The following is a 13156-nucleotide window of genomic DNA, read 5'->3' on the forward strand; positions in this document are numbered from 1 at the left end:
ACAGAGCAATATTCCCCTCAGCCACTCCCCTAGTCTCATCTCTCTCCTCCGTAATATATGCGGGTCAGAATCAACCCATTGCCTTAACTGCACCGGAAAGACGGCTTTTATGCCTCGATGCCTTATTTTTGTGAATTATCCCTTTGCTTGCGATTGAATCGATGACACTCACTGTTTTTCTGAACACAGTTTCTGCCACATTCTTATCACCTGCCGCTATTGCCTTTCTGACACTTTTAATCGCAGTACGCAGCTTGGACCGCAACCCAAAGTTCCGCTCACGCTGCTTGGCGGTTTGTCTCACCCGCTTTTTAGCTTGTGCCGTATTTGCCATATTTCTCTAGTTCTCCGTTAAATTTAATATACTGCCCATTAATATTTCGAACCGCGCGATTTTACTTTCATTTCGTGCTTAATGCAAAAATCGATAATACGGCCTTGCCGGTGTCCTTTTCCATTAATCCCCTTTATCAGGAAGATTACACATGTTGAATCAAGTGCAGATCACTTTGATTCTGTACAGTTAACCTTCAAATCAGTGTTTGCATCGCTGGCTTCTTTTGCTGAATGATACAATTGCGAATCAACTAAAGCACTAATTCAGCCGAACGGGAGCAGCATGGCCACGATCGAATCAATTTTGCATGAAAACCGGGTATTTCCCCCTGCCAGTGAATTTATCAGGAACGCCAATCTATCCGGAAGGGAAGCCTATGAAACTCTGCGTCAGGAAGCCGAGCATGACTATACCGGCTTTTGGGCAAAACTCGCAAAACAGTACATTACCTGGCACAAACCTTTCACACGAGCTCTCAATGACGCCAATCCGCCCTTTTACAAATGGTTCGACGATGGCGAACTGAATATTTCGTGGAATTGTCTGGATCGACACCTGGCAACCCAAGCTGACAAAACTGCCATTATTTTTGAATCTGACGAAGGAGAGGTGAATCACTGCAGCTATCGTGAGTTACACCGCCAGGTCTGTCGTTTTGCCAACGGACTGAAATCACTTGGAATCCGTCAAGGTGACCGTATCGTCATCTATATGCCCATGCGGATTGAAGCTGTGGTTGCGATGCAGGCATGTGCACGCATTGGCGCCATCCATTCGGTAGTATTCGGCGGTTTTTCGGCAAAGAGCGTATGCGAGCGCATCATTGATGCCGGTGCATCTGCCGTAATCACCGCAGATGAACAGACCCGCGGAGGCAGGCACCATCCACTGAAAGCAACCGTAGACGAAGCTCTGGCGATGGGTAACACAGCCACGGTCCACAGTGTCATCGTTTTCCGGCACACGGGTACGGGGATTACCTGGCGGCCGGAACAGGACCACTGGTGGCATGAGCTTGTTGCCGGACAATCAGATGAATGCGAGCCGGCATGGATCAATGCCGAACACCCTCTGTTTACACTGTATACCTCAGGTTCGACCGGAAAACCAAAAGGCGTGCAACATTCCTCAGCTGGCTATCTGCTCGGGGCGGTAACCAGCATGCAGTGGATATTTGACTATCATGCAGACGATGTATTCTGGTGTACTGCAGATGTAGGCTGGGTTACCGGGCACAGCTATGTCGCCTATGGCCCGCTTGCCATCGGCGCAACTCAGGTGATTTTTGAAGGAACCCCGACTCATCCGCATGCCGGGAGGTTCTGGGAAATCATTCAGAAACACAGGATCACGACTTTTTATACTGCCCCCACTGCCATCCGCTCACTGATCAAACTGGGATCCGATCTGCCCGCAAAATATGATCTTTCTTCATTGCGCCTGCTTGGATCAGTAGGTGAGCCGATCAACCCGGAAGCATGGATGTGGTATTACACGGTCGTCGGCCAGTCACGCTGCCCGGTGGTCGATACCTGGTGGCAGACCGAAACTGGTTGTCACATGATCGCTCCTGCTCCCGGTGCCATATCGACCAAACCCGGCTCCTGCACTCTCCCGCTACCCGGCATCGATGCTGCAGTGGTAGATGAAACCGGCCACCCGGTAGAACAGGGGAAAGGCGGATTTCTGGTGATCAAGCGCCCCTTCCCTTCGATGTTACGTACCTTATGGAATGACCCTGAACGATTCAGAAAAACTTACTTTCCAACGGATATTGCCGGTGGTCGTTACTATCTTGCTGGCGATTCGGCTCATCGGGACCAGGATGGCTATTTCTGGATCATGGGACGGGTTGATGACGTTCTGAATGTCTCCGGCCATCGTCTGGGTACCATGGAAATCGAATCCGTACTGGTGGCACATCCTCTGGTTGCCGAAGCAGCTGTTGTAGGGAAACCGCACGAAATCAAGGGAGAAGTGGTCGTAGCGTTTGTCACACTGAGAGAAAAACTGCCTGATGACCAGCGAGCTGCTGAAATTGCTGCAACTTTACGTGAATGGGTCACCAGCGAGATCGGTGCAATTGCTCGCCCCGAAGAAATCCGATTTGGTGAAAATCTGCCCAAAACACGTTCCGGCAAAATTATGCGACGCCTCCTGCGCGCCCTGGCAAGAGGTGAAACCATTACCCAGGATGTCTCAACACTGGAAAATCCGGTAATCCTAGAACAACTCAGCCAAGCGGTATAACCGGAATCTGCCAACTTATGGAACAACTCCCTGCCATCATCGACCATCCGAACGGGATCAGCGTCATCGATGCCCGCTATCATCGTCCCGGACGTGCAGCCATTCACCTGATCACGGAAGGAGATAAAGCTGCTCTGGTAGATACCGGTACCCGTTTCTCCGTTCCGGGCACCTTGGCGGCACTGGCACACAAACAGATCACCCCCGAACAAATCGATTATATTTTTCTCACCCATATCCACCTCGATCATGCTGGCGGTGCCAGCGAATTCATGCGACAGTTGCCGAATGCCAAGCTGGTGGTACATCCGCGTGGCGCATCACACATGGCCAACCCTGTCAAGCTGATCGCCGGTGTCATGGCCGTATATGGTGAATCCGAATTCCGGCGCGTCTATGGCGAGATTCATCCAATTACAGCTGAACGTATCATCGAGGCACCTGATAATACGCTTGTCGAACTGAACGGCCGACCGCTGCATCTGCTGGATACGCCGGGACATGCACGACATCACTACTGCATACACGATGCACGCAGCAAATCCATCTTCACTGGCGATACCTTCGGTGTCTCCTATCGTGAATTCGATGTGGACGGGCTGGAATTCGTTTTTCCGACAACATCCCCCGTGCAGTTCGACCCTGAAGCTGCTCATGCTTCCATCGACCGGCTCATGGCATCGCACCCCGAGCAGGCATTTCTCACACATTATGGTCGCATTCGCAATCTTTCGCACCATGCATCGCAGATGCATGTGCTCATCGATACTTTCGTCGACATCGCACAGCAGACTATAGAAATTCAGGACCGGCAGCCCATCATCATAAAAGCACTGCAGGATCTGCTCCTGGAGCGACTGGCTGCCCATCGGTGTACTCTCACCCGGGATGCCGCCCTCTCGCTACTGCAGACCGACATCAAGCTCAATGCACAGGGGCTTGAAATCTGGCTGGAACAGACCCTCAAGCAATCAAGGCAGGCAGCAAGCTAAACACACACTCCCCCGCAGACTATCATCCGTTGCTGCCTGCATCATCAGGAGGCATGTTACGGTAATGAGCCAAAATGGTTGACGACGATATGTCCACCGGAAATTACGAGATCAGGATGCTCCAACCGTTTCAACTGTTGCTCAAGGTTACCCCGAATTGCGATCAGATCAGCCGGAGCACCAGGTTGTATCGTTCCCAGCAGGGGGATGCCCAGATACTGACCGGCTTTTGCCGTGGCTGCCCGCAATGCATCCGGCAGCTTCATTTTTGCCAGATGCATCAGATACATCAACTCTTGTGCATCGATCCCCCAGGGAATATCGGGGTGAGCAATTTCCGCTCCATACAGCAATTCACCATCGAGTTCTGCCCAGATCGCCGTATTGTGCGCAATCCCACTACATTTTGAGAGCGTATCGAGCGTGCTGATGATCGTGACATTCTGTGCCTTGGCCTGTTTCAACAACGACTCAGAAATCGGTTCACAAGGCATGTGCGCCCATTCATCGACTCCGGCATTCAACGCTACCTGTACACCCGATGACTCCGCCACATGAGCCGATACCTTACGCTGATGCCGGTAAGCTTCATCGACAATAGCCCTGACAATGGACTCTGACAACATGGGCCATGCCGACTGGTCATGCGAAGCGGTATGTGCAGCATCAGGGTATGCGTGATCATGATGTGAAGACCAGGGCGCACCTGCTTCCCTGCCAGGTTCAAATGCAATCTTGATGACCACTGCACCCTCACCAATCAGATGACGTACGGCTTCCCGTGCTTCTGCTTCGCTGGCAACAGGAATCGCCAAATCCTTGGCACCCATGGTAACGATCGGGTACCCGTGCGGCGCAGTGATAATCTGTCCCGAAGTAAGCACACGCAAACTGCCATCTCCCCCATAAGGTTGGTGCACAGGACCACCCACATCCCGCAATGTGGTCACCCCATGCCTCAACACGATATCTGCCGGTACCTTCTGGAAAGCCAAATGAGCATGCAATTCGATAAACCCTGGCAGCAAGGTTGCATCACCCAGATCGATATCGGTCGATGCATTACCTGTTTCAAACGAGTTACGTGGTGCAATTTTTACAATTTTTCCGTTTTTCACCAGCACCGACAAACCGCTGTGCATTTCATTCCCATCAAAAACCTGCGCAGCATGCAGTAATAGAGACGAAGAGCCGGTTTCCTGTGCATACACCTGCACAGAAAAAAATATCGCCATCGCCACGGCAACATGGAAACAGTGAACATGCTGCATGCAATCAGAAAAAATATCAGTAAAATTTTGTATCTTCATGCAAAAATGCCGCTGGTCAATTTGGAGATGGAAATGAAGATGGCGTTACCGTTGCATCGCCTCTGGATTTTGCATCACGCAATCAGCTTTCTCCAGAAGACCGGAGTGACCAAGCTTGACAGACTCTCCTGTCTGGAATTGCGGGGGGATTCGCTGCGTAATGACATAATAATTGCCGTCATCCGCCAATAAGCTGATTTTAAAATAAATCGGCTCCACGATATTCTTGTGAGTTGGAAAATATCCGCTGCTTCCGGCCACCGCTACATCAGCATAAAATAATTTCTCTCCATGCTGACCATATGGTATGGCTGCCATCCCCGAAATGAACGTACCTGCACTACCAGAATCGCCATGATATAGCTGCCTCACGAATTCGATATGATCAACAATTCCGCAACGGCCTGGTGCAAGCGACCGCGGCGGAGTAAAAGCTGCGGCCGCATCTGTGCTTCTGGTACGACGATAGGAAGGTTTCTTCAATCCGCTGTTATCCTGCCCGGCTTCCGTAGAAGAAAGTACGGCTGCCGGCCTAGATTTTCTCCGATCCCTGATTTCCTGATACCCGGTGGATGTATCCGCGTCGATTGCCTCTGCAACCTGCCGGGCATCCGAAACCGGAATATGTCCGGCTATACCTGTTCCAGTGAGTAATAGAAAAAGCATTGCCTTTTTACAAAAAATACGTGCCATGTACTCGGACATACTGACTCCAGAATGATCAGAGATGTAATGCAGCAGTATATCGGCGTCGATTCCCGCTATCTGAAGCTCCCTTGGAAATTAGTGCAAAGCGGCTTTTCAACAGCTGATCAATCTTCCTTGCGCAACTGCGGGAACAGAATCACATCACGAATACTTGGGGAATCGGTCAGCAACATCACCAGCCGATCGATTCCGATTCCTTCTCCTGCGGTTGGCGGCAGCCCATATTCCAATGCCTGAATATAATCAGCATCATAATGCATGGCTTCCAGATCACCGGCCTCTTTTGCCCTGGCCTGCTCGAGGAAGCGACTGGCCTGATCTTCAGGATCGTTCAATTCGGAAAATCCGTTCGCAATTTCCCGCCCGGCAATATAAAGTTCAAAACGATCGGTAATTTCCGGGTTGACATCATTACGACGTGCCAGCGGAGAAACCTCAGCCGGGTAATCAACAATAAATACGGGTTCAAACAGCAAATGTTCGGTCGTTTCATCGAAAAGAGCCAGTTGCAGCCCGCCGATTCCACTATCAGGATTGAAGGCAACTCCCTTTGTCTGCAAGGTTTTAGTTAGAAAGGTCCGATCACTGATTTGCGCTTCGGAATATTCAGGATGATGTTTCAGGATCGCCTGCGCGATGGTCAGCCGGCCAAAAGGTTGTGCCAGATCCATTTCGCGCTGTTGATAAACGATGCGGGTCGTTCCCGATACCTTCAGCGCGACTTCACGCAGCATGGATTCCGTCAGATCCATCAGGTAATTGTGGTCCTGATAAGCTTCATAAAACTCCAGCATAGTAAATTCAGGATTATGGCGGGTAGATATGCCCTCATTCCTGAAATTACGGTTGATTTCGAAAACCTTTTCCATGCCGCCCACCACCAGCCGCTTCAGATAAAGTTCCGGAGCAATGCGCAGATACAGCGCCATATCCAGGGCATTATGATGAGTCACAAAAGGGCGCGCAGTGGCACCGCCGGGAATGGAATGCATCATCGGCGTTTCAACTTCGAGATAATCCAGATCAACGAGGAACGCACGAATCGCCTGAATGATCTTCGAACGAATCGCAAACACCCTGCGTGTATCTTCATTCGTAATCAGATCGAGATACCGGCGCCGGTATTTCTGTTCCTGATCGGCCAGCCCATGGAATTTTTCCGGTAAGGGCCGCAACGATTTGGTCAGAAGACGAAGCTGTGTCACTCGCAGCGACAATTCATCCGTTCTGGTTTTAAACAAAATCCCTTCCGCCCCGAGAATATCCCCCAGATCATAATGCCTGAATGCTTCATGAACAGTTTCGCCGGTATGATCATTAGAAATATAGAGCTGTATCCGCCCGCTCATATCCTGAATCGTTGCAAAGCTCGCCTTCCCCATCACACGTTTGAACAACATGCGCCCGGCAACTTTTACCTTTATCTGACTGCTCTCCAGCTCCTCTCTGGAGCAGCCATCATATTTTTCATGCAGAATACGAGCCAGGCTATCCCGACGATAATCGTTCGGGAACACATTGCTGGCCTGGCGCAGTGCAGTCAGTTTCAAACGGCGTTCTGCAATAAGGCTGTTTTCATCCTGGGAAATACCGGATATCTCTTCCTGGGTCATATCTATTCCACGTTTTCCGTAATTTTTATTGGTATAAAATTTTTTGTTATTGTATTGGGCAGCATGGCTACCTTTGAGTCGCTGCTGCCTGCCCTATCAACGTGTATTATATAGTCACTTTGACCAACCCATTCTAACGGTCCAACGAAAAACCATCTGAGGGAAGGTCTGTGGCGTATGTAACAGGGCCCTCTGCCCAAGTGCACGTTCCAGCTTCATGTACAGCCGATCATTCCATCGTATCGATCAGCATCCCATTGAAATAAAACGAAAAATACTTGTGAATACACCTTCATCTCCAGCTCATTTCATTCGCAACATCATTGAGGAAGACAACCGTACCGGTAAATGGAATGGACAAGTGGAAACACGTTTTCCACCCGAACCGAACGGTTATCTGCATATCGGTCATGCAAAGAGTATTTGTCTGAATTTTGGACTTGCCCTTGAATATGGCGGCGTCTGCCATTTGCGATTCGATGATACAAACCCTGAAAAAGAAGCTCAGGAATATGTCGATGCCATTATCGAATCAATCCGCTGGCTGGGTTTTGACTGGAAGAAACATCTTTACTACGCTTCTGATTACTTTGATCAGTTATACGAATTTGCAGAATATCTGATCATACAAGGCAAAGCATACGTGGACAGCCTGCCGGCTGACGAAATCCGCAGATTGCGCGGAACCCTGACTGAAGCAGGTACCAACAGTCCTTATCGTGATCGCTCCGCAGAAGAAAATCTCGGTTTGTTCCGGCGCATGCGTGCAGGAGAATTTCCGGATGGAGCGCATGTGTTACGTGCAAAAATCGATATGACCTCACCCAATATCAATCTGCGCGATCCGGTCATCTATCGTATCCGCCACATCCACCACCAGCGCACTGGTAATAAATGGTGCATCTACCCAATGTACGATTACACCCATTGCATTTCCGATGCACTGGAGCGTATTACCCACTCGCTCTGCACGCTGGAGTTCGAAGATCATCGACCGCTATACGACTGGGTACTGAATCAGCTGGCAGAAAAAATTCCCTGCCATCCGCAGCAAATAGAATTTGCACGGCTGAATCTGACCTACAACGTGATGAGCAAACGCAAGCTGATCGAACTGGTAGAAAACAAGCTGGTAGATGGCTGGGACGATCCGCGTATGAATACACTGGCTGGTTTGCGTCGCCGCGGTTATACACCGGAATCGATCCGCCTGTTCGCGGAACGCATTGGCATCAGCAAGGCGGATTCCTGGATCGATATGACTATCCTCGAAGATTGCCTGCGTGAAGATCTCAATGAGCGCGCCCTGCGCCGCATTGCAGTGCTCGACCCGGTATCGCTGATCATCGATAATTTCCCGGATGGCCATGAAGAAACCTGCTACGCACCTAATCATCCGCAAAAACCCGAGCTTGGCACACGCGAACTGCGCCTGACGAAACAGCTTTATATCGAGCGCGAAGATTTCATGGAGGTACCGGAAAAAGGCTTTTTTCGCCTGGCACCCGGTGGAGAAGTACGATTACGCTATGCATTCATCGTAAAATGTACCCGTATCATCAAGGATGATCAGGGAGAAATTCTGGAAATCCACTGTGTTTATGACCCGGACACCAAAAGTGGCACTGCCGGAGCTGAAACTCGCAAGGTACGCGGTAATATTCACTGGTTGTCAGCCGCGTATGCCAGAGCCATTGAAATCAGATTGTATGACCGCCTGTTCATCGACTCGCACCCCGATACAGAAGGCAAGGATTTCAAAATTTCGCTGAATCCGAATTCCAAACAAGTCATTACCGGGTATGTCGAACCCTCGTTATGCGAAGCACAGCCGGAACAGCGATTCCAGTTCGAGCGCCACGGCTATTTCGTGGCAGATCTGGCAGATACCGGACCGGGGAAACCGATATTCAACCGTACTGCATCTCTGCGCAATACCTGGGAAAAAATCACAAAGAAATCAATTTAAAACGAATAGATCAGCAGCAGCATAAAGCACATCAGCATATTACGGATATTTTTATATATCTCCTGAAAATGGTTTTACTTATCCCACGGCCTGATTATTTTCTTGTTATACTCGATTTCTGTTTTAACAACACGAATTGAAAATATGTCCTTAAAACACATTGTCATTCTGTTGCTCGGTACTGGCATGGTGGTGGGATGCAGTTCTCTCCCGAAAGATTCAAATCAGGAAAAGATTTCACGTCATTGGCATAAACCCGCGTTTGTTACTCCCGATAAAACAACGGAAAACAATCCGTATTCGTACTTCGTGCGAGATCGTCTGTACAGCCAATATGAGGAGTGGCGTGGTGTTCGCTATCGATTGGGCGGGTCGGATCACTCGGGGATAGATTGTTCGGCATTTGTCAAAATTATCTACGAACAAGAGTTCGGCCTATCATTACCCAGAACTGCACTTTCGCAGGCAAACCTTGGTAGTGAAATCAACCAGAACAAACTGATGCCGGGTGATCTGGTATTTTTCAAAACAGGCAGATATTCACAACACGTGGGAATTTATCTCGACAGCAGACAATTCCTTCACGTCTCGACCCGTAAAGGCGTGACCATATCTCAACTGGATAATATCTACTGGAAATCCAAGTACTGGAAAGCCGTCAGGATCTGAGACCAGGTAGCAGTTAGAACGGCCCTCAATCAGGTTCCGTGCTGACGGCGTTCCAAATGAGCCTTGTTGATAATCGATGCACTGATTTCTTCTATGGACACATCGGTTGTGTTGATAGAAGGAATATCGAGCTGTTTATATAGTTCGTTCTGCCACTGCAGTTCGCGCTGGCATTCTGCAAACGAAGCGTAATGACTACCAGGATAACGCTCTTCACGTATGGACTGGAGTCGTGACGTGTTCAGAGTCAATCCAAACAGTTTTTTACGGAAAGGCTGCAATAATGATGGAAGTTGTATCGCCCCCATGTCTTCCGGTGTAAACGGATAATTGGCGGCGAGTACCCCGTACTGCAAAGCAAGATATACACAAACCGGGGTTTTACCCGTGCGTGAGACACCCACCACTATCACATCAGCATCGGCAAGCATTTTGGCATTGGCGCCGTCATCACTGTTGAGCGAATACTGAATCGCGGCGATACGCCGGAAATAGGAAGCGTCCTGTCTGAGAACATGAGAGCGTCCGGGTATACGGGCAGGGGACTGTTGCAATACTGCTTCCAGCGTACCCAGACAAGTCTCGAAAAAGTCGAAAAGCACACAATCTGCCCGCCGGATGGAAGCAAGCATGACCGGGTCGAGTAATGTACTGAATACCAGTGTAGGCCGCCCTTCCTGTTCTGCAACGGCATTGATCTGTTCAATGACCGCCTGTGCCTTGGTAGCACTATCCAGAAAAGAAGCATAATGCTTCTTCCACTCTATTCCATCGAATTGGGTCAGCAGGCTGTGGCCAAGGGTTTCAGCAGTAATACCCGTACGATCGGACAAGAAAAAAACACTCCGTTGCAGCATTACCGCCTCTCATCAGCGAGATACAGCCAGGTACTCACCACCGTATCCTGGTTGAGTGACAGGCTGCTGATACCCTGTTCAATCAGCCATCGGGCAAAATCCGGATAATCGGAAGGCGCCTGGCCACAAATACCGATATATTTTCCTTGCCGGTGACAGGCATCGATCGCCATCTTCAACAGCCGCTTAACAGCTGGATTGCGTTCATCGAACAAATGAGCAACCAGCCCCGAATCACGATCCAGCCCGAGCGTCAGTTGAGTCATATCATTCGATCCGATCGAAAACCCGTCGAAGTATTCAAGGAATTCCTCAGCCAGTACAGCATTGGAAGGAATCTCACACATCATGATCAGGCGCAGCCCGTTACTTCCGCGCTTCAACCCGTTAGCTGTCAGCAATTCTGTAATTTGCTGTGCTTCTTCCAGTGTGCGACAAAAGGGAACCATCACTTCGACATTGGTAAACCCCATATCATCACGTACCTTGTGCAAAGCTCGGCATTCCAGCTCAAAACAGGCACGGAAAGAATCGGCAAGATAACGCGAAGCACCCCGAAACCCGATCATCGGGTTTTCTTCCTGTGGCTCGAAACGATCTCCGGCAATCAGATTGGCATATTCATTGGATTTGAAATCAGACAAACGCACGATCACGGGGTGCGGATGAAAAGCCGCCGCCAGCGTGGCAACCCCTTCCCCCAGTTTCTCAACATAAAAAGACACTGGATCGGGGTAACCAGCCATTTGCTTCCTGATCGATGTTTGCAGATCGTCGGGCAATGTGTCGAATTCCAGCAATGCTCTGGGGTGAATACCGATGGCGTTATTAATGATGAATTCCAGGCGCGCCAGCCCTACCCCTTGATTGGGCAGACGCGAAAACGCAAATGCCTGGGCCGGATTTCCGATATTCAGCATCATCTTGACCGGCAACTCGGGCAGTGCGCCGATCTCTGAGCTCATACGCTGGAAAGAAAGCAATCCTTCATAAACGAAACCGGTATCCCCTTCGGCGCAGGATACGGTCACCGCATGGCCATTACTGATTTTCGCGGTTGCCTGCTCACACCCGACCACCGCAGGGATGCCCAGCTCCCGCGCAATGATCGCTGCATGACAGGTACGCCCACCACGATTGGTCACGATCGCTGCAGCACGTTTCATGATCGGTTCCCAGTCGGGGTCCGTCATATCCGTTACCAGAACATCCCCTGGCTGAACTTCCGACATTTGCCTGGCATCGAGAATAACTCGTGCCCTGCCCTGTCCAATTTTCTGGCCGATGGCGCGCCCTTGTATCAGCACCTGTCCGCGTTCATCCAGGCGAAACTGCTCGATCGATTGTTCAGCACGGCTTTTCACTGTTTCAGGACGAGCCTGGACAATATAAATCTGCCCATCGATTCCATCGAGCGCCCACTCGATATCCATCGGACGGTTATAGTGCTGTTCGATGATCACTGCTTGTCGCGCCAGTGATTCAATTTGTTCGTCCGACAGGCTGAAACGCTGGCTTCGATCAGGTGATACCGGCCGGATCTCGGTCGCCTGCCCCTGCTCATCGCTGTAAACCATCTCGATGGCCTTGGCTCCCGGGCGGCGTGAAAGGATCGCCGGCAACCCCGCTTCAAGATTGGGTTTGTAAACGATGAACTCATCCGGATTGACCGTCCCCTGCACAACGGTTTCACCCAGACCATAAGCGGAAGTAACGAACACCACTTCCCGGAAACCGGATTCGGTATCGAGCGTAAACATTACACCACTGGTTCCCCGGTCGCTGCGTACCATCCTTTGCACACCTGCAGACAAAAATACCTGATCATGCTGGAATCCATGATGAACCCGGTAAGCAATGGCCCGATCGTTATAAAGGGAGGCAAATACTTCTCTGATGGCATCGATCAGGTTTTCGAGTCCATATACATTCAGCAATGTCTCCTGCTGACCAGCGAAGGATGCATCTGCCAGATCCTCGGCTGTTGCCGATGAACGCACGGCTAAGGACACCTCTTCCCCCATATCGGAAACCAGCTTTTGATAAGCTCCGGTCACTGCTTTCAGCAAATTATCCGGCAATGGAGCAGCAAGCAGCCAGGAACGGATCGATTTACCCGTATCAGCCAACGCCGTCACATCATCCACTTCCAGATCCGATAATTTCTGACTGATACGATCACCCAGACCATCGATTTCGAGAAATTCCCGATAAGCATGCGTCGTCGTGGCAAATCCCCCAGGTACCTTCACACCGGCCCGGGCAAGATTGCCGATCATCTCCCCCAGCGAGGCATTTTTACCGCCCACGCTCGCGATATCATGCATACCCACCTGATCCAGCCACAAAATATAGTCAGGATGATCCGTCATAACTTACTCTCCATTGGAAAACAGGGTCGACACCATATAACTCGCATCTTTCCCGGTTATTGCCAAAGCCAAAATATAC

The 13156-nt window shown here is 50.3% G+C and carries 10 protein-coding genes; 4 read left to right on the plus strand and 6 right to left on the minus strand.

Annotation, left to right across the window (positions count from 1 at the left end):
* Positions 1-70 precede the first annotated feature (70 nt).
* Positions 71-334, minus strand: coding sequence for a 30S ribosomal protein S20 (rpsT, locus tag ABUL11_RS00490; protein WP_350281905.1), 264 nt, complete (start codon positions 332-334; stop codon positions 71-73).
* A gap of 285 nt (positions 335-619) precedes the next feature.
* Here rpsT and acs point away from each other — a divergent pair, with 285 nt between their 5' ends.
* Both acs and ABUL11_RS00500 read left to right on the plus strand, forming a co-directional pair.
* Positions 620-2587: an acetate--CoA ligase gene (gene acs / locus ABUL11_RS00495; RefSeq protein WP_350281906.1), complete on the plus strand. Its 1968-nt coding sequence runs from the start codon at positions 620-622 to the stop codon at positions 2585-2587.
* Positions 2588-2604: 17 nt separating this feature from the next.
* On the plus strand, positions 2605-3579 hold the full coding sequence (locus ABUL11_RS00500) for an MBL fold metallo-hydrolase (RefSeq protein WP_350281907.1): 975 nt from the start codon (positions 2605-2607) through the stop codon (positions 3577-3579).
* Between the two features lie 56 nt (positions 3580-3635).
* Here ABUL11_RS00500 and ABUL11_RS00505 read toward each other — a convergent pair whose 3' ends face one another.
* The 3 genes from ABUL11_RS00505 to lysS form a co-directional block, all read right to left on the minus strand.
* Positions 3636-4889 (minus strand): amidohydrolase family protein, encoded by a 1254-nt coding sequence (locus tag ABUL11_RS00505; protein ID WP_350281908.1) that lies wholly within the window; start codon positions 4887-4889, stop codon positions 3636-3638.
* Positions 4890-4934: 45 nt separating this feature from the next.
* Complete coding sequence (locus tag ABUL11_RS00510; RefSeq protein WP_350281909.1) at positions 4935-5594, minus strand: hypothetical protein; 660 nt, start codon at positions 5592-5594, stop codon at positions 4935-4937.
* A 107-nt stretch (positions 5595-5701) separates the two neighbouring features.
* A complete protein-coding gene (gene lysS, locus ABUL11_RS00515) occupies positions 5702-7210 on the minus strand; it encodes a lysine--tRNA ligase (RefSeq protein ID WP_350281910.1) in 1509 nt (502 codons plus the stop codon).
* A gap of 280 nt (positions 7211-7490) precedes the next feature.
* Between lysS and ABUL11_RS00520 the strand changes: the two genes are divergently transcribed.
* Together ABUL11_RS00520 and ABUL11_RS00525 are read left to right on the plus strand one after the other, a co-directional pair.
* A complete protein-coding gene (locus ABUL11_RS00520) occupies positions 7491-9179 on the plus strand; it encodes a glutamine--tRNA ligase/YqeY domain fusion protein (RefSeq protein ID WP_350281911.1) in 1689 nt (562 codons plus the stop codon).
* A gap of 144 nt (positions 9180-9323) precedes the next feature.
* Positions 9324-9848: an NlpC/P60 family protein gene (locus ABUL11_RS00525; RefSeq protein WP_350281912.1), complete on the plus strand. Its 525-nt coding sequence runs from the start codon at positions 9324-9326 to the stop codon at positions 9846-9848.
* Between the two features lie 29 nt (positions 9849-9877).
* On the opposite strand, the gene ABUL11_RS00530 is transcribed toward ABUL11_RS00525, so the two are convergent.
* Both ABUL11_RS00530 and ppsA read right to left on the minus strand, forming a co-directional pair.
* Complete coding sequence (locus tag ABUL11_RS00530) at positions 9878-10705, minus strand: pyruvate, water dikinase regulatory protein (RefSeq protein ID WP_350281913.1); 828 nt, start codon at positions 10703-10705, stop codon at positions 9878-9880.
* Positions 10705-13077 carry a phosphoenolpyruvate synthase gene (gene ppsA / locus ABUL11_RS00535; protein ID WP_350281914.1) on the minus strand — a complete coding sequence of 791 codons (2373 nt, stop codon included), beginning with the start codon at positions 13075-13077 and terminating at the stop codon, positions 10705-10707. The genes ABUL11_RS00530 and ppsA overlap by 1 nt, the downstream gene beginning before the upstream one ends.
* Between the last annotated feature and the right edge of the window lie 79 nt (positions 13078-13156).

Origin of the sequence: Nitrosomonas sp. (assembly GCF_040256045.1) — a bacterium.
Classification (GTDB): Bacteria; Pseudomonadota; Gammaproteobacteria; order Burkholderiales; family Nitrosomonadaceae; genus Nitrosomonas.